Origin of the sequence: Streptomyces sp. NPDC088745, assembly GCF_044751045.1 — a bacterium.
Classification (GTDB): Bacteria; Actinomycetota; Actinomycetes; order Streptomycetales; family Streptomycetaceae; genus Streptomyces; species Streptomyces cremeus.
The window spans coordinates 752,004-767,296 of the sequence record NZ_JBIVLB010000003.1 but is presented as its reverse complement, the minus strand read 5'-3'; the positions used below and the strand labels follow the sequence as shown (position 1 = coordinate 767,296).

Sequence of the window (15,293 nt, the reverse complement as noted above, 5' to 3'; positions counted from 1 at the left end):
ACTCATTGATTGCACCCGTTGATCAGCGATAGCTTCGCTGGTCATGTACCCGTCCAACCGCATTTTCGCGGTGGGACGTTCGGCACGGATGATGTGGAGATCCCATGGCTCATCTGGGAAGCAGACGATCTCGCGTACTGGCCCTGCCCGTCGGGCTGGCCCTGACGGCCTCGCTCGGTGTGCTCCCGCTGGCCTCGGCCAACGCGGCGCCCGTGGAGGCCGCGCCCGCGGCGGTCCCGGCGGCGGACGGCCCCAAGCTGTCGTACGTCGTGAACGTCGAGGGCGGCAGGTCGACGGCCGCGTCGGTGAAGAAGGCGATAGCCAAGGCCGGCGGCACCGTCGTGATCTCGTACGACAAGATAGGCGTCATCGTCGTCACCTCCCAGAACCCCGAGTTCGGGAAGCAGATCCGCGCGGTGCGCGGCGTGGAGTCGGCCGGTGCCACCCGCACCAAGCCGATGGCGGCCGCGAGCACCACGGACGTCGGCGGCACGAAGGTACTGACCCAGGCCGAGGCGAAGCAGGCGGCGGCCCTCGCGAAGAAGGCCGACGCCGCGCAGGACCCGCTGGAGCCGCTGCTGTGGGGCCTGCCGGCGATCCGTGCCGACAAGGCGCACCAGAAGACCCTGGGCAGCAAGCGGGTCAACGTCACCGTCATCGACACCGGCGTGGACGACACCCACCCGGACCTGGCGCCGAACTTCGACGCGCAGGGCTCCGCGAACTGCGTCGGCGGCAAGGCGGACACCACGCCCGGCACCTGGCGGCCGAAGACCGGCGAGTCCGACCACGGCACCCATGTGGCGGGCACCATCGCGGCGGCGAAGAACGGCGTCGGCGTCACCGGCGTCGCGCCGAACGTGCGGGTCTCCGGCATCAAGGTCGCCGACGCGACCGGCTTCTTCTACACCGAGGCCGTCGTCTGCGCGTTCGTGTACGCCGCCGAGCACGGCGCGGACATCACGAACAACAGCTACTACACCGACCCGTGGATGTTCAACTGCAAGGACGACCCGGACCAGGGCGCCCTCGTGGAGGCCGTCGACCGGGCCCAGCGGTTCGCCCGCAAGCAGGGCACCATCTCGGTCGCCTCGGCGGGCAACTCCAACTTCGATCTCGGCGGCAAGGAGATCCTGGACACCTCCAGCCCGAACGACTCCACTCCGGGTCCGCGCACCATCGACCCGAAGAAGTGCCTCGACATCCCGATGCAGCTGGACGACGTGATCACGGTCTCCGCCACCGGCGCGAAGAACCTGAAGTCGTCGTACTCCAGCTACGGCAAGGGCGTCGTGGACGTGGCGGCCCCGGGCGGCGACCGCACCGCGTACCAGGAGCCAGAGGGTCCGGCCGTCAACGGCGCGATCCTCTCCACCCTGCCGGGCGGCGGCTACGGCTACAAGAACGGCACCTCGATGGCGTCCCCGCACGTCTCGGGCGTCCTCGCGCTGCTGAAGTCGACGCACCCGAACGCCACGCCGAACCAGTTGGAGCGGATGCTGACGTCGCAGGCGGAGTCCACCGCGTGCGGTGCGCCGTACGACATCGACAAGGACGGCAAGATCGACGCGGTCTGCAAGGGCGGGGTCAACGACAACGGCTTCTACGGGGCCGGAATCGTCGACGCGCTGCGCGCCGTGCGCTAGTTGAACCGTGAGGGGGGCGGGGCCGCGGGTACGGCCCCGCCCCCCTCACGCATGTCCCGCGCACCGCGGGTCGCCGTCGCCGCGCCTCCCCGGCGGGGGGCGGCGGCCCGCTCCGGGGCGCGCAGGACGCCCAGGGCCAGCAGGCACTGCGCCGCCGCGTAGGTGGCCATCACCCAGAAGTCCGGTGCGGGGAGCTGCGGCCACTGGGCCACCCCGGTGGCGATCAGGGTGTCCGACAGCAGGAAGAGCGCGCCGCCGAGGCCGGCGCACCGGCCCAGGCCGCTCGCCCGGAAGGCCGTCACGGTGAGCAGCAGGCTGTATCCGGCGACCGGGACGCGCAGCTCGGCGGGGAGGTCGGCCCACAGCAGCGCCACCGTGCCGGCGAGCGCCAGGGCGTAGAGCGCGCCGAGCGGGCGGCGCGTCGGCGCGCCCCTGAAGAGCAGCAAGTAGCAGACGTGGCCCAGGGCGAAGGAGCCCATGCCGAGCAGGAAGGCGGGGTCGGCGTCGAAGAGCAGCGCCACGTCTCCGCCCCAGCCGAACAGGAGCGCCGCCACCAGGAGGCGGGGGCCGCCGCGCACGACGACGTGACCGGCGAGCAGCGGCATCAGCAGCGGCTTGGCGACGGCGTGCACCGGCCACGCGCCCGCCAGGAGACCGCCGAGGTCGACGGCGGCGGCGAGCAGGAACGCGGCGAGGAGGGCGCGGGCGACCCGGTCGCGGCTCACGCGGCGGGCTCGGGCTGCTGGGCGGGGGCGGCGTCGGCGGCAGCGGCAGCGGCAGCGGCAGCGGCAGTACCAGTGGCAGCGGCGGCACCAGTGGCAGCACCGGCGGCCGTCGGCTTCGGTTGCCAGCCCGGGCCGCCGAAGACGCGCCCGGCGCGCTCGCGCCAGGTGCGGGCGGCGCGCACGTCGCGGGCGATGGCCGCGTACTCGTGGGTGGCGACCCGCAGGGGGTTGTAGGTCTCGATGTTCTTCGTCAGGCCGTAGACGGGGCGTTCCGTCTCGGACACGAAGGAGCCGAAGATCCGGTCCCAGACGATCAGGATGCCGCCGAAGTTCCGGTCGAGGTAGCCGCCCTGGGACGCGTGGTGCACCCGGTGGTGCGAGGGCGTGTTGAGGACGTACTCGAAGGGCCTCGGCAGCTTGCCGACCCGCTCGGTGTGCACCCAGAACTGGTAAACGAGGTTCGCGGACGAGCAGAAGGCCAGGGCGGCCGGGTGCACTCCCGCGACGATCAGCGGCAGGTAGAACGGCCACACGGTGAGCGTCGTCCAGGGCTGGCGCAGCGCGGTGGTGAAGTTGAACTTCCGGCTGGAGTGGTGGACGACGTGGCAGGCCCACAGGATGCGCACGACGTGGTGGCCGCGGTGCGACCAGTAGTAGAAGAAGTCCTGCGCCAGCAGCATCAGCGGGACCGTCCACCACAGCACGGGTATCCGGGCGGGCGTCAGCTCGTACACCAGCGTGTAGAGCGCGACGATCGGGATCTTCCACAGGAAGTCGAAGCCGATGCTGCCGAGACCCATGGTGATGCTGGTGGCGGCGTCCCTGGTCTCGTACCCCTCGGCCTCGTCGTCGGGGTGCAGTCGGTAGCTGACGATTTCGAGCACGGTGAGCAGGACGAAGGCCGGGATCGACCACAGCACGACATCGGGCAGGTTCGGCATGCCCGCACGATAGGACGGCGGGCGGGGACCCGACTAGGGGTTGTTACCCACAAGTATGTAAGAACTTCCGTCAGGACCGGCCCGCGGTGCGGGCGGTGCCGTCCGGTTCCTCACCAGACGCGCACCGGCCCGCCCGGGGCGAAGGCCGGGCCGGTGGCGTCCGCCGGCACCTCCCGGAGCGGCTGGGCGATCTCCTCAACGGTGGGCCCGGCCTCGGCGGCGAGCGCGTCCAGGAAGCAGGGAGCGGTGCCCTCGTCGTGCGGGTGGTCGCCGCCCCACATGACCTTGTCGAGGCCGATGCGGTGGCGCAGCGGCGATGAAGGGTGAAGAGCCGTGCGCCGGGGGAAGTTGGAGGCCATGCCGAGAGTGCGGCTCACGCGTGAGGCCGTGCTGGACGCGCTGGTGGAGCGGACGGTGCGGGAGAGGGGCGAGCTGGTGCCGCGCGGCCGCACGCCGGCCGACCGGGTGGCCTCGGTGCCCCGGGCCCTGCGCCGCGAACTGCGGGCCCGCCCGCACCTGATCGCGATGGTGCACGAACGCGGCCTCACCGAGCGGATGTTCCTGCCCGCGCAGCAGGCACTCGTCCGCGAGGTGCACGCGGCGGGACTGCGCGGGGCGCGGGCGGCCTCCGTGGTGCGGGCGGTGCAGCTCCAGGCCGTGGGGCACGTCCTGGTCGAACGCAACCGGGAGCGCACGCCGGTGCAGTCCCCCGCCGGGGCCGGCCTGTGGTCCCCCGGCCCGGCCGGGCACGACCCGGCCCCGGCGAGGGCCCTGGCCCGCCCGGCGGACCCGGAGCGGGTGTTCGTGGTGTCGGTACGGGCGCCGGTGGGGGCGCTGCTGGGGCGGCGGGGGAAGCGGAGTGAGGGGCCCCGGCGCCGGTTTCCGGCCGACGGCTCGATGCGGACCGGCGCGGCTCGGGGCGGACCCGCTCCGTACTGGGCGAATAGGGGTCTGTCAGTGGCGGCCCGTATTCTCTGTGACCATGCTCGATGACCAGACCCCAGCGGCAGCAACCTGGCCGACCGCCTACCCGAAGGGGTACGCGGTCGTCGATGTGGAGACCACCGGTCTCTCCCGCGACGACCGGATAATCTCCGCCGCCGTCTACCGCCTGGACGCGCACGGCGACGTGGTCGACCACTGGTACACCCTGGTCAACCCCGAGCGGGACCCGGGTCCGACGTGGATCCACGGCCTGACGAGCGACGTACTGGAAGGCGCCCCGCTCTTCCCGGAGGTCGCGGGCGAGTTGTCCGAGCGGCTCGACGGGCGGGTCCTGGTCGCGCACAACGCGATGTTCGACTGGTCGATGCTGGCGCGGGAGTACGCGCGCGCCGGGCGCACCGCGCCCGTGCGGCAGCGGCTGTGCACCATCGCGCTCGCCAAGGAGCTGGCGCTGCCGCTGCCCAACCACAAGCTGGCCTCGCTGGCCGCCCACTTCGGCGTCGTCCAGCAGCACGCGCACCACGCCCTGGACGACGCGCGCGTCCTCGCGGAGGCGTTCCGGCCGAGCCTGCACGCGGCGGCGCAGGGCAACGTACGGCTGCCGCTGCTGGAGTGCCGTCCGCTGACGGAGTGGACGGACGCGCCGCCCGCGCCCCGGATCGGTTACCAGTCCGCGTACGGCGGCAGCGGCGGCGGACAGGGCAGTTGGCGGCCGTCCAGGAAGCGGCCGGCCTGCCCGTACCCGAACCCGGGCCGCTACCAGGCGGACAAGCCGCTGATGCAGGGGATGCGGGTGGCGTTCTCCGGGGACACCTCCGTCGACCGCGACCTGCTGGAGGACCGCACGGTCGAGGCCGGGCTGCACGTCGCGACGAGCGTGTCGCGGCTGACGAGCCTGCTGGTCACCAACGACGCCGACTCGGCGACCTCCAAGACCGTCAAGGCGAAGACCTTCGGGACGCCGGTCGTCGACGAGGCCGCGTACACGCACCTGCTGCGGGACGTGGCCCCGGCCCGGACGGACATATGACGTCGGACGGGTGAGTGCCGGGCGTGCCCTGCGCGCCGCACGCACCCTCGCCGTGCACCCTGTGCCCCATGGCACGATGCGAGGTTTGCGGAAACGACTACGGCATGTCCTTCGAGGTGCACGCACAGGGCGCGGTGCACGTCTTCGACTGCTTCGCCTGCGCCATCCACCGGATGGCCCCGATCTGCGAGCACTGCCGGTGCCGCATCATCGGCCAGGGCGTCGAGGCCGAGGGCCACTGGTACTGCGGTGCGCACTGCTCCCGGGCGGAGGGGAAGGCGGGCATCGTCGACAAGGTGTGAGGCGCCGGGGCGCTCCCCCGGCTCGGGCAACCCGCCCACCGGGGGACTTCTCGCGCCGGGTACCGTCAAAGCGTGTACCGCTTCCTGTTGTCCCGGCAGTGGGTGATCCTCACCCTCCTGGCACTCGTGCTGATCCCCGTGATGGTCGAGCTCGGCTTCTGGCAGTTCCACCGCCACGAGCACAGGGTCGCGCAGAACCAGCTGATCGCCGGGAACGTCAAGGCGAAGCCGAAGCCCGTCGGTGAGCTCACCTCCCCCGGGCACACCGTCCCGCGCGCCGACTTCTGGCGCGCGGCGACCGCCACCGGCACCTTCGACACCGCGCACGAGGTCGTCGTGCGCCGCCGCACCTCCGCCGACGACCAGGTCGGCTTCCACGTCCTGACGCCCCTGGACCTCACCGGCGGCGGCACGGTCCTGGTCAACCGGGGCTGGGTGGCCTTCGGCACCGACCAGCAGGCGTTCCCGCACGTTCCGGCCCCGCCGAAGGGCGAGGTCACGATCACCGGCCGGCTCAAGGCCGACGAGACGACCTCCGGCAGCGGCATCAAGGACCTCGAAGGTCTCCCGCCCCGGCACGTCATGCTCATCAACAGCGCGCAGCAGTCCAGGCTGCTGGGCCGCCCGGTGCTCGGCGGCTACCTGGAGCTGACCGCTCCGGTTCCGCCCGGCGGCAGCCCCGAGGTGATCCCCGCTCCCGACTCCGAGTCGATCGGCGCGCACATGGCGTACGCCGTGCAGTGGTGGCTGTTCGCGGCGGGGGTGCCGGTCGGCTGGGTCGTTCTCGTACGGCGGGAGAGGCGCGAGCGGGACGCGGCGGCGGCCGGGGCGGCGCAGGACGCGGCGGAGGCGGCCGAGGCGGAGAGGTCCGCGACGGCGCCCTCCGCCTGAAGGACTGGAGCCGGTGGGGCGTCGGCCGACGCCGGCGGCGGTGCGCGGCCGGCGCGCGCCGGGACCGGTGCGCGCCGGCGTTCGTGGCCGCGGTGCGGGCCCCGTGGCCAGGGTGAACACGTGACCGGCCTGACGGATTGGCACACTTCCCCGCCGGGAAGACGCCCTGCGTGACCCAACGCATCGAGGACTACGCGCTCATCGGGGACCTCCAGACCGCGGCCCTGGTCGGCCGCGACGGTTCCCTGGACTGGCTCTGCCTGCCCCGCTTCGACTCCGCCGCGTGTTTCGCGGCGCTGCTCGGCGACGAGGAGAACGGCCACTGGCGGCTGGCCCCCGAGGGCGCCACCACCTGTGCCGCGCGCTCCTACCGGGGGGACTCGCTGGTGCTGGAGACCGTGTGGGAGACCCGTTCCGGCAGCGTCAAGGTCACCGACTTCATGCCGCAGCGCGACCAGGCCCCCGATGTCGTACGGATCGTGGAGGGGCTGACCGGCGAGGTCACCGTGCACTCCACGCTGCGGCTGCGCTTCGACTACGGGCACATCGTGCCCTGGGTGCGCCACACCGACGGGCACCGGGTGGCGGTCGCGGGCCCGGACGCGATCTGGCTGCGGGACGTGCCGCGGTCGGCGGACGGGACCGAGGGCGCGGGGCCCCGGGTCAAGACGTGGGGCCAGCAGTACAGCACCCGTTCCTCCTTCTCCGTCAAGCCCGGCGAGCAGGTCGCGTTCGTGATGACCTGGCACCCCTCGCACGAGCCGAGGCCGCCCCTCGTCGACCCGTACGCGTCCCTGGCGCACAGCCTGGAGGACTGGGAGGCGTGGACGTCCACCTGCACCTACGAGGGCCCGCACCGGGAGGCGGTGCTGCGCTCGCTCATCACCCTCAAGGCCCTCACGTACGCGCCCACCGGCGGCATCGTCGCCGCGCCGACGACCTCGCTGCCCGAGGAGCTGGGCGGCGTGCGCAACTGGGACTACCGCTACTGCTGGCTGCGCGACTCGACGCTGACGCTGGGGGCGCTGCTGGCCGCCGGGTACCTGGAGGAGGCCGGGCACTGGCGGGACTGGCTGCTGCGGGCGGTCGCCGGGGACCCCGCCGACCTGAAGATCATGTACGGGATCTCCGGCGAGCGCCGGCTTCCGGAGACGGAGCTGCCGTGGCTGCGCGGCTACGAGAACTCCGCGCCCGTACGGATCGGCAACGACGCCGCCGAGCAGTTGCAGCTGGACGTGTACGGCGAGGTCATCGACTCCCTGTACCTCGCCCGGGAGGCCGGTCTCGCGCCCAAGCCGCACGCCTGGAAGCTCCAGCTCAGCCTGCTCGGCTTCCTGGAGACGATGTGGCGCGAGCCCGACGAGGGGCTGTGGGAGGTGCGGGGCCCGCGCAAGCACTTCGTGCACTCCAAGGTCATGGCGTGGGTGGCCGCCGACCGGGCGGTCCGCACCCTGGAGGAGGACCCCTCGCTGCCGGGCGACGCGGCACGCTGGCGGGCGATGCGCGACGAGGTGCACCGCGAGGTCTGCGAGAAGGGGTACGACCCGGAGCGCAACACCTTCACCCAGTCCTACGGCTCCGCCGAACTCGACGCGGCGGCGCTGCTGATACCGCAGGTGGGGTTCCTGCCGCCGGACGACCCGCGGGTGGTGGGAACGGTGGAGGCGGTACGGGCCGAACTCGGCCGGGACGGCGACTTCATCCAGCGCTACAGCACCGCCGAGGCCGAGACGGCGGAGGGCAACCGGGTCGACGGGCTGCCGGGCGGCGAGGGCGCGTTCCTGGTCTGTTCCTTCTGGCTGGCGGACGCGCTGCTGCTGACCGGGCGGGTCAAGGAGGCCCGCGAACTCTTCGACAAGCTGCTGGCGCTGCGCAACGACGTCGGGCTGCTGGCCGAGGAGTACGACCCGGTGGCCGGGCGGCAGCTCGGGAACTTCCCGCAGGCGTTCAGCCACATCGGGCTGGTGGGAACGGCGGTGGCGCTGGCCCGGGCGGAGGCCCGCGACGAGGCCCGGTCCGGGGAGGGCGCGGGATGAGCGCCGCACCCTGCGCGAGCGGTCGCACCGGTCGCGCGGTCCCGGGTCGCGCGGTCCCGTCCAGGCCGGGAGCCCGGCCCCCGTATCGGACGCGTCAGCCGGTGCCGCTCGGGCAGGAGGCCCCGGGCCTGCCCCTTTCCTGAAGCGCTCGCCGCGCGGCCAGGTGCAGCACGGTTCCGTGCAGATCCGTCGTGGCGGCGCGCGCGGTTCCCCGCGCCCCTGAAGGGGCGCCACCCCGGGTGGCGCCGTGCGGGGGCGTCGTGGCCGGTGCCGTCGTCCTACTGGACCCGTCGGCCCCGGCCCCGGCCGTGCAGGCGGAGCACACCCGGCAAGCGGCCCGTGCCGATCGATCCGCCCGCGCGGGCCAGCGCCGTCTCCGTGACCTCCGCCACCACCCCCGCCGGGTCCGCCGAGGGCGTCACCGTCAGCGAGATCCGGGCCCGTGGGGCCGTCCGGCTCCCTTTCAGGGAGACCGCCGCCCGGGACACGCCCGGCACCGCCTCGACCTCTTCGCCCAGGACGCGTTCCAGGGCCCGGCCGCGGAGGAGCACCGAGTCCGCCGGGTCACCCACCCGCACCGTGCCCAGCCGCTTGCCGCGCAGTTGCGCCAGCAGCCACCACAGCGCCAGCAGCGCCGCCACCGCCAGCACCGCGATCACCACCGGCCACCACCAGCCCTCGTCCCGCCACCGCGTCCGGTCCGCCGCGCTCAGCAGCACATCGTCCCGGCCCGAGAAGGGCCACCAGGAGGGAACGGACATCCCCAGCCCGGCCGCCAGCGCCGAACCGCCGAGGACGACCAGTGCCAGGCCCAGCAGTCCCAGCAGCACCCTGTTCACCGGATTGCGCATCAGTCCCTCACCCCCGCTCCGCCCGCACCGCGACCGACGGTTCGCGGACGAGGCCGAGGTCACGCACGCCCGTACGCATCGCCTCGCCCACGTCCGCACGTACGTCGTCCAGTTCCCGGAAGTGCGAGACCACCCGCACCTTCACCCGGGCCCGGCGCACCCGCACCCGGGCCGCCCGCACCCCCGGCACCGCCATGGCCCGTTCGCGCAGGACCAGCGCGGCCGCGCCCCGGTGGAGCCCGGCCCGTACCGCGCCCGCCTCGCCGGTGCGCATGGGCAGCAGGGCGCGCAGACCCGGCGTCACGGCCAGGACCACCAGCCACAGGCCCAGCGCCACCGCCAGACCCGCGCCGACCTGCGTCCACACCTGTTCCAGCGGGCGCTGCGCGAGGGCCTGGGCCAGTTCGCGGCGCCACCCCATGCCGGGGTGTCCGAGACGTACCGCGACGACGTCGTAGAGGAGGAGGCCCGAGCCTGCCAGGAGGACCGCAGCGGTCAGCGCCGCCGGAACGCGCCGCGCGGACCAGAAACGGGCGCGAGTGCCGGGGCCGTCCCGGACGGCCGGTTCGCGTTCGGCCTCCAGCGTGGGCACGTATTCGCTCACCGCATCCTCCCGCTCTCCGGGGCCGCCCGGTGCAACCGCTCGACCAGCACTGTCACCTCGGGAACCGTCAGGCCCGCCAACTCGCCTACCCTGCTTGCCACTTGCTGACGCACCGCGGCGCACTGGGCCCCGATGTCACCGGGGTAGGCCAGCTCCACGCCGACGTGCAGCCGGGCCGACGCGTCCCGTACGTCGACGGTGACGTGCGGTGGCGCGCCCTCCGGCGGCGGTTCCGGCAGCGCCTCCCGTGCGGCCTGGGCGGCGATCTTCGCGACGACCCGGTCGGCGATCCGGATGGCACCGCGCTCGGCGGCCGGGACCGCCCCGACCGCCGAGCCCGCCGCCGTCCCCGTCCCCGTTCCCGTCACCGCGGGCGGGGCCTGGTCCGCGGCCGGTCGTCGTCACGACCCCGGTCGCGCGGGCGCAGGAAGTCGCCCGGGTCCAGGTCGCCGTCGAGGTAACGGCCCGCCACGAGGCCGATCAGCCCCAGCACCGCGACCACCACGAACGCGCCGAACCCGCCGAAGTACCCGGCGAAGCCGAGTGCGATGCCGGCCGCCAGGCCGACCAGGGACCAACTCATCGAACCGTCCTCACTGTGTCGGGTACATTCGCCGCCCGCCCCGCCTCGACGGGGTCCTTCACTGGAGCCGCTGTTCCGGCTCGTCCTCTTCCTCGTCGTCGTCGGGAAGCTTCACGTCGCCGACCGCGATGTTGACCTCCACGACTTCGAGGCCCGTCATCCGCTCGACCGCCGAGATCACGTTCTCGCGGACCGCCCTGGCCACGTCCGTGATGGACTCGCCGTACTCGACCACGATGTCCAGGTCGAGTGCCGTCTGCACCTCGCCGACCTCGGCCTTCACGCCCCGGCTGACCGACTTGGCGTTGCCGCCCGGCACCCGGTCGCGGACCGCGCCGAGGGTGCGGGAGAAGCCGCCGCCCATCGCGTGCACACCGACCACGTCGCGCGCGGCCATTCCGGCGATCTTCTCGACCACGCCGTCGGCGATCGTGGTGCGGCCGCGCCCGGCCGGGTCGCCGCCGCCGCGCTGCGGCGTGCCGGCTCCGCTCGACCGGGCGGCCGTGCCGCCGGAGGTGGATTCCTTCACGAGGCCGCCCGGCCTGATGGTGCGGTCTTCGGTGTCAGCCATCGCCATTCGTCCCTTTCCGGGGGTTACGCGGTACTGGACTCCTTTGCCACATTAAGTCCGCCTGCCCGATGCCGCGCCCGCGATGGGGCACGCTGAGCCCATGGCAGACCGAACAGCAGAAACAGCAGCGAAGTCCCCACGGGGAGCGTTCGAAGGCAGGTGGCCGCAGGCCGTGCGCGGGCGGCTCGGTCTGGGGCGGCTGCTCCCGCTCGGCTCCCCCGAGGACGGCTCCTGGCTGGCCGAACGCGCGGCCGACGCCGTCCTGCGCCAGGCCGCCGCCCGGGTGCCGGGGGTGGCGCTCGGCCCGCTCCGGGTGGGGCTCGCCGACCCGGACGTCCCGCCGCCCGCACCGGCCGTGCCGCCGCCCCCGGGGGCGCTGCCGCCCGGAGGGCTGCGGGTGGACGCCGAGTTCGAGGCCTCGGCCGCTGAGCCGATCCCGCACGCCGCCCAACGGCTGCGCGCCGCCCTGGCCGAGGCGGCCCGGCAGCGGCTGGGGCTCGCGGTGACGGAGGTGGACCTGCGCGTCACGGGGCTGCTCACCGAGGCCGGCCGGGGCGCCTCGCCGGACACGCCCGGCGGCGTACCGGAGCACGCGTCCGACGGCCCGGCGGACGACGCGACGGAGGGCGGTTCGCGGGACGCCGCAGAAAAGGAGAGCCCGGCTGCTCCGCTCGGGGGACAGGACTCCCCCGAGGCGGCGGCCGCGCGGGCCGCCGCCGCCGTGCCGGGGGTGGCCCGGCTGACCGGAGTGCTCGGTGCGCCGGTGCGGTACGACGGCGCGGCGCTCCCCGCCGGCCACGTCCGGGTGGAGGTGGCGGTGGGCGGGGAGCGCCGTGCGGTGGACGTGGCCCGGGAGGTCCGCGCGGCCGTCGCGGACGCGCTGCTGGGGCCGCCGTCGGTGACCGTGCTGGTCACCGAGGTCCGGCAGGTCCCCGCGTCGGACCCGGGGCCGGGCCTGACGCCGTAACCGGGGCCGGGCTCGGGCCGAGGCTCCGAGCCGGAGCCCGGGCCGGGCGGCGGGGCGGCGCGCTAGTCCGAGAGCCCCGCGAGGTCGCGCAGGCGGCGGGCCTGGGCGGCGCGCTCGGCGGCGCGCTGGTCCTCGTACGTCCGGTCGCAGGCGCCCTGGAGGAGGGCCTTGGTCTCCACCGTGGCGTCGCGGGGCGCGGCGAGGAGGGCGGCGGTCAGGTCCCGTACCGCGGCGTCGAGTTCGTCGTTCGGCACGACGAGATGGGCGAGGCCCGTGCGCTCGGCCTCCGCGGCGTGCACGAAGCGGCCCGTGACGCAGATTTCGAGCGCGCGGGCGTATCCGACGAGACCCACCAGCGGGTGGGTCCCGGCGAGGTCGGGCACCAGGCCGAGGCTGGTCTCGCGCATGGCGAACTGCACGTCCTCGGCGACGACCCGCAGGTCACAGGCGAGGGCGAGCTGGAAACCGGCACCGATCGCATGGCCCTGGACCGCGGCGATGCTGAGGATGTCGGGGCGGCGCCACCAGGTGAAGGCCTCCTGGTAGCGCGCGATCTCCGCATCGAGGTCCGCGTCGGAACCACGTGCGAGATCGAGGAAGGACGGCTCACCGTCGAAGCCCTCGGGAGTGAACGCCTGCCGGTCGAGACCGGCGGAGAAGGATGTGCCCTCTCCGCGCAGTACGACCACCCGGACGGTCCCGGGCAACGCCCTCCCGGCCTCCGTCAACGCCCGCCACAGAGCGGGGGATTGGGCGTTGCGCTTGGCCGGGTTGGCCAGGGTCACCGTGGCTACGGCGTCCTCGACGGTGAGTTGCACGCCGTCTTTGTCGAGTACGGGGTCGAGCGAAGCCATGGGGTGCCTCCGGATCGGTACGGTGCCGTCACCTGTCAAGTGACTGCACAGTAACCACCCGGGGAACCCGGCCGGCCACCGGCCCCGTGTGAGGGACAACGATGGTCAGGCCGTGGCCTTCTTGCCGCGTGTCGCTCCGCCGCGTCCCCGCAGCGTCACTCCGGACTCACTCAGCATCCGGTGGACGAATCCGTAGGAGCGGCCGGTCTCTTCGGCCAACGCCCGGATGCTCGCACCGGAGTCGTACTTCTTCTTCAGGTCTGCCGCGAGCTTGTCGCGCGCGGCGCCGGTCACCCGGCTGCCCTTCTTCAGAGTCTCGGCCACCCGTGCCTCCTCAAGGAAGTGCGCTCTGGACTTCTCATGATCACCCCTTCCCGCCGTCCTGGCCACCCATTCGGCAAGGTCCGTACAACAAGGTTCGCCGTGGAGGAAGTGACGGCCGGGGGCGGAATACGGAATTCCGCGTGTCGTTCGCCATACCGGAATCCGGGCGCTCCCGGGAATGTCCAGGTCAGCGCCGCGAAATGATCAGTGGCACGCCGAAGGCCCGTCCCCCGGGGGGACGGGCCTTCGGATGCCGGGGGCGCGCCGGGGTACGAGAGGCCCTCACTCAGATGAAGGATCACGCGTAGGCCGAATGATCCAGCCGGAGTGGATCAGAGCAGGCCCGCTGCCAGCGCCTTTGCCGGTGGGATATGCCGCTGCCACGTCCGGTGTCCCGCCCCGGGCCGGGCGCCGGGCGGACGGGTCAGGCCAGGGCGACGAGGTCCGCGTAGTCGGGGCCCCACAGGTCCTCGACGCCGTCGGGGAGCAGGATGATCCGTTCCGGCTCCAGCGCGTGGACGGCGCCCTCGTCGTGGGTGACGAGGATGACCGCGCCCTTGTACGTGCGCAGCGCGCCGAGGATCTCCTCGCGGCTGGCCGGGTCGAGGTTGTTGGTGGGCTCGTCGAGGAGCAGGACGTTGGCGGAGGAGACCACCAGGGTGGCGAGGGCCAGACGGGTCTTCTCGCCGCCGGACAGCACGCCGGCGGGCTTGTCGACGTCGTCGCCGGAGAAGAGGAAGGAGCCGAGGGTCTTGCGGACCTCGACCAGGTCCAGGTCGGGGGCGGAGGAGCGCATGTTCTCCAGGACCGTGCGGTCCGGGTCGAGCGTCTCGTGCTCCTGGGCGTAGTAGCCCATCTTCAGGCCGTGGCCCTCGATCACCTGGCCGGTGTCGGGCTTCTCGGCGCCCGCGAGCAGGCGCAGCAGGGTGGTCTTGCCCGCGCCGTTGAGACCGAGGATGACGACGCGGGAGCCCTTGTCGACGGCGAGGTCGACGTCGGTGAAGATCTCGAGGGAGCCGTACGACTTGGACAGGCCCTCCGCCATCAGCGGGGTCTTGCCGCAGGGCGCGGGCTCCGGGAAGCGCAGCTTGGCGACCTTGTCGGAGACCCGGACGGCCTCCAGGCCGGAGAGCAGGCGCTCGGCGCGCTTGGCCATGTTCTGCGCGGCGACGGTCTTGGTGGCCTTGGCGCGCATCTTGTCAGCCTGCGAGTTGAGGGCCGCGGCCTTCTTCTCGGCGTTCTGCCGCTCGCGCTTGCGGCGCTTCTCGTCGGCCTCGCGCTGCTGCTGGTAGAGCTTCCAGCCCATGTTGTAGACGTCGATCTGGGCGCGGTTGGCGTCCAGGTAGAAGACCTTGTTGACGACCGTCTCGACGAGTTCGACGTCGTGGGAGATGACGATGAAACCGCCGCGGTAGGACTTCAGGTAGTCGCGCAGCCAGACGATGGAGTCCGCGTCGAGGTGGTTGGTGGGCTCGTCGAGCAGGAGGGTGTCGGCGTCCGAGAAGAGGATGCGGGCGAGCTCCACCCGGCGGCGCTGACCACCGGAGAGGGTGTGCAGGGGCTGGCCGAGCACCCGGTCGGGCAGGCCCAGCGCGGCGGCGATGGTGGCGGCCTCGGCCTCGGCGGCGTATCCGCCCTTGGTGAGGAACTCCGTCTCCAGGCGCTCGTACTTCTTCATCGCCTTCTCGCGCGTGGCGCCCTGCCCGGTGGACATCTTCTGCTCGTTCTCGCGCATCTTGCGCAGGACGGAGTCCAGCTCGCGGGCGGAGAGGATGCGGTCCTTGGCGAGCACGTCGAGGTCGCCGGTGCGGGGGTCCTGCGGGAGGTAGCCGACCTCGCCGGACCGGGTGATGGTGCCGCCCGCCGGGGTGCCCTCGCCCGCGAGGCACTTGGTGAGGGTGGTCTTGCCCGCGCCGTTGCGGCCGACGAGGCCGATGCGGTCGCCCTTGGCGATGCGGAAGGACGCGTTCTCGATGAGGATGCGGGCGCCGGCGCGCAGCTCGATGCCGGAGGCGGTGATCAC

The 15,293-nt window shown here is 73.3% G+C and carries 17 protein-coding genes and 1 pseudogene; 7 read left to right on the top strand and 11 right to left on the bottom strand.

What is annotated here, in order from left to right; all coding sequences use genetic code 11:
- Nucleotides 1–104 precede the first annotated feature (104 nt).
- Nucleotides 105–1,646, top strand: a complete 1,542-nt coding sequence (locus ACIP93_RS12710; protein ID WP_401757865.1) for a S8 family peptidase — start codon at nucleotides 105–107, stop codon at nucleotides 1,644–1,646.
- Here ACIP93_RS12710 and ACIP93_RS12705 read toward each other — a convergent pair.
- The 3 genes and pseudogenes from ACIP93_RS12705 to ACIP93_RS12695 form a co-directional block, all read right to left on the bottom strand.
- Nucleotides 1,643–2,371 (bottom strand): lysoplasmalogenase, encoded by a 729-nt coding sequence (locus ACIP93_RS12705; protein ID WP_401757863.1) that lies wholly within the window; start codon nucleotides 2,369–2,371, stop codon nucleotides 1,643–1,645. The two genes, ACIP93_RS12710 and ACIP93_RS12705, sit on opposite strands and share 4 nt — an antisense overlap.
- A complete protein-coding gene (locus ACIP93_RS12700) occupies nucleotides 2,368–3,312 on the bottom strand; it encodes a sterol desaturase family protein (RefSeq protein ID WP_401757861.1) in 945 nt (314 codons plus the stop codon). Before ACIP93_RS12700 ends, ACIP93_RS12705 begins: the two co-directional genes overlap by 4 nt.
- 110 nt (nucleotides 3,313–3,422) lie before the next feature.
- Nucleotides 3,423–3,626 (bottom strand): annotated as a pseudogene (locus ACIP93_RS12695) (amidohydrolase); the annotation flags it as partial.
- A 52-nt stretch (nucleotides 3,627–3,678) separates the two neighbouring features.
- Between ACIP93_RS12695 and ACIP93_RS12690 the strand changes: the two are divergent.
- The 5 genes from ACIP93_RS12690 (at nucleotide 3,679) to ACIP93_RS12670 (ending at nucleotide 8,516) form a co-directional block, all read left to right on the top strand.
- Entirely contained in the window at nucleotides 3,679–4,305 is a 627-nt protein-coding gene (locus ACIP93_RS12690) for a TetR/AcrR family transcriptional regulator (protein WP_401757859.1), read from the top strand.
- Complete coding sequence (locus tag ACIP93_RS12685) at nucleotides 4,289–5,287, top strand: DEDDh family exonuclease (protein WP_401757857.1); 999 nt, start codon at nucleotides 4,289–4,291, stop codon at nucleotides 5,285–5,287. The genes ACIP93_RS12690 and ACIP93_RS12685 overlap by 17 nt, the downstream gene beginning before the upstream one ends.
- A gap of 68 nt (nucleotides 5,288–5,355) precedes the next feature.
- Nucleotides 5,356–5,589, top strand: coding sequence for a hypothetical protein (locus ACIP93_RS12680; RefSeq protein ID WP_345224274.1), 234 nt, complete (start codon nucleotides 5,356–5,358; stop codon nucleotides 5,587–5,589).
- Nucleotides 5,590–5,661: 72 nt separating this feature from the next.
- The gene (locus ACIP93_RS12675; protein WP_401757855.1) at nucleotides 5,662–6,480 is read left to right on the top strand and encodes an SURF1 family protein; all 819 of its coding nucleotides are present in this window, start codon (nucleotides 5,662–5,664) and stop codon (nucleotides 6,478–6,480) included.
- 170 nt (nucleotides 6,481–6,650) lie between these two features.
- Nucleotides 6,651–8,516 carry a glycoside hydrolase family 15 protein gene (locus tag ACIP93_RS12670; RefSeq protein ID WP_401757854.1) on the top strand — a complete coding sequence of 622 codons (1,866 nt, stop codon included), beginning with the start codon at nucleotides 6,651–6,653 and terminating at the stop codon, nucleotides 8,514–8,516.
- A gap of 278 nt (nucleotides 8,517–8,794) precedes the next feature.
- Here ACIP93_RS12670 and amaP read toward each other — a convergent pair whose 3' ends face one another.
- Genes amaP through ACIP93_RS12645 form a run of 5 tightly spaced genes read right to left on the bottom strand, consistent with a single transcriptional unit; the run spans nucleotide 8,795 to nucleotide 11,125 of the window.
- A complete protein-coding gene (amaP, locus tag ACIP93_RS12665; protein ID WP_401757852.1) occupies nucleotides 8,795–9,367 on the bottom strand; it encodes an alkaline shock response membrane anchor protein AmaP in 573 nt (190 codons plus the stop codon).
- Between the two features lie 7 nt (nucleotides 9,368–9,374).
- Nucleotides 9,375–9,971, bottom strand: coding sequence for a DUF6286 domain-containing protein (locus ACIP93_RS12660; RefSeq protein WP_401757850.1), 597 nt, complete (start codon nucleotides 9,969–9,971; stop codon nucleotides 9,375–9,377).
- A complete protein-coding gene (locus ACIP93_RS12655) occupies nucleotides 9,968–10,339 on the bottom strand; it encodes a hypothetical protein (RefSeq protein ID WP_401757848.1) in 372 nt (123 codons plus the stop codon). Before ACIP93_RS12655 ends, ACIP93_RS12660 begins: the two co-directional genes overlap by 4 nt.
- A complete protein-coding gene (locus ACIP93_RS12650) occupies nucleotides 10,336–10,554 on the bottom strand; it encodes a hypothetical protein (protein WP_345224263.1) in 219 nt (72 codons plus the stop codon). Before ACIP93_RS12650 ends, ACIP93_RS12655 begins: the two co-directional genes overlap by 4 nt.
- Before the next feature lie 58 nt (nucleotides 10,555–10,612).
- The gene (locus tag ACIP93_RS12645) at nucleotides 10,613–11,125 is read right to left on the bottom strand and encodes an Asp23/Gls24 family envelope stress response protein (RefSeq protein ID WP_380836900.1); all 513 of its coding nucleotides are present in this window, start codon (nucleotides 11,123–11,125) and stop codon (nucleotides 10,613–10,615) included.
- A gap of 100 nt (nucleotides 11,126–11,225) precedes the next feature.
- Here ACIP93_RS12645 and ACIP93_RS12640 point away from each other — a divergent pair, with 100 nt between their 5' ends.
- A complete protein-coding gene (locus ACIP93_RS12640; RefSeq protein WP_401757846.1) occupies nucleotides 11,226–12,092 on the top strand; it encodes a nucleopolyhedrovirus P10 family protein in 867 nt (288 codons plus the stop codon).
- Nucleotides 12,093–12,154: 62 nt separating this feature from the next.
- On the opposite strand, the gene ACIP93_RS12635 is transcribed toward ACIP93_RS12640, so the two are convergent.
- The 3 genes from ACIP93_RS12635 to ACIP93_RS12625 all read right to left on the bottom strand — a co-directional run bounded on the left by ACIP93_RS12635 (nucleotide 12,155) and on the right by ACIP93_RS12625 (nucleotide 15,293).
- Nucleotides 12,155–12,946, bottom strand: a complete 792-nt coding sequence (locus tag ACIP93_RS12635) for an enoyl-CoA hydratase/isomerase family protein (RefSeq protein WP_345224257.1) — start codon at nucleotides 12,944–12,946, stop codon at nucleotides 12,155–12,157.
- A gap of 105 nt (nucleotides 12,947–13,051) precedes the next feature.
- Nucleotides 13,052–13,270, bottom strand: coding sequence for a helix-turn-helix domain-containing protein (locus ACIP93_RS12630; RefSeq protein ID WP_185035675.1), 219 nt, complete (start codon nucleotides 13,268–13,270; stop codon nucleotides 13,052–13,054).
- A gap of 424 nt (nucleotides 13,271–13,694) precedes the next feature.
- Nucleotides 13,695–15,293: an ABC-F family ATP-binding cassette domain-containing protein gene (locus tag ACIP93_RS12625; RefSeq protein WP_345224250.1), complete on the bottom strand. Its 1,599-nt coding sequence runs from the start codon at nucleotides 15,291–15,293 to the stop codon at nucleotides 13,695–13,697.

Bases quoted from the DNA above. Each gene is read 5' to 3' on its own strand.
- ACIP93_RS12710 (WP_401757865.1), top strand. From the start codon at position 105: ATGGCTCATCTGGGAAGCAGACGATCTCGCGTACTGGCCCTGCCCGTC.
- ACIP93_RS12700 (WP_401757861.1), bottom strand. From the start codon at position 3,312: ATGCCGAACCTGCCCGATGTCGTGCTGTGGTCGATCCCGGCCTTCGTC.
- ACIP93_RS12680 (WP_345224274.1), top strand. From the start codon at position 5,356: ATGGCACGATGCGAGGTTTGCGGAAACGACTACGGCATGTCCTTCGAG.
- amaP (WP_401757852.1), bottom strand. From the start codon at position 9,367: ATGCGCAATCCGGTGAACAGGGTGCTGCTGGGACTGCTGGGCCTGGCA.
- ACIP93_RS12650 (WP_345224263.1), bottom strand. From the start codon at position 10,554: ATGAGTTGGTCCCTGGTCGGCCTGGCGGCCGGCATCGCACTCGGCTTC.
- ACIP93_RS12645 (WP_380836900.1), bottom strand. From the start codon at position 11,125: ATGGCTGACACCGAAGACCGCACCATCAGGCCGGGCGGCCTCGTGAAG.
- ACIP93_RS12640 (WP_401757846.1), top strand. From the start codon at position 11,226: ATGGCAGACCGAACAGCAGAAACAGCAGCGAAGTCCCCACGGGGAGCG.
- ACIP93_RS12635 (WP_345224257.1), bottom strand. From the start codon at position 12,946: ATGGCTTCGCTCGACCCCGTACTCGACAAAGACGGCGTGCAACTCACC.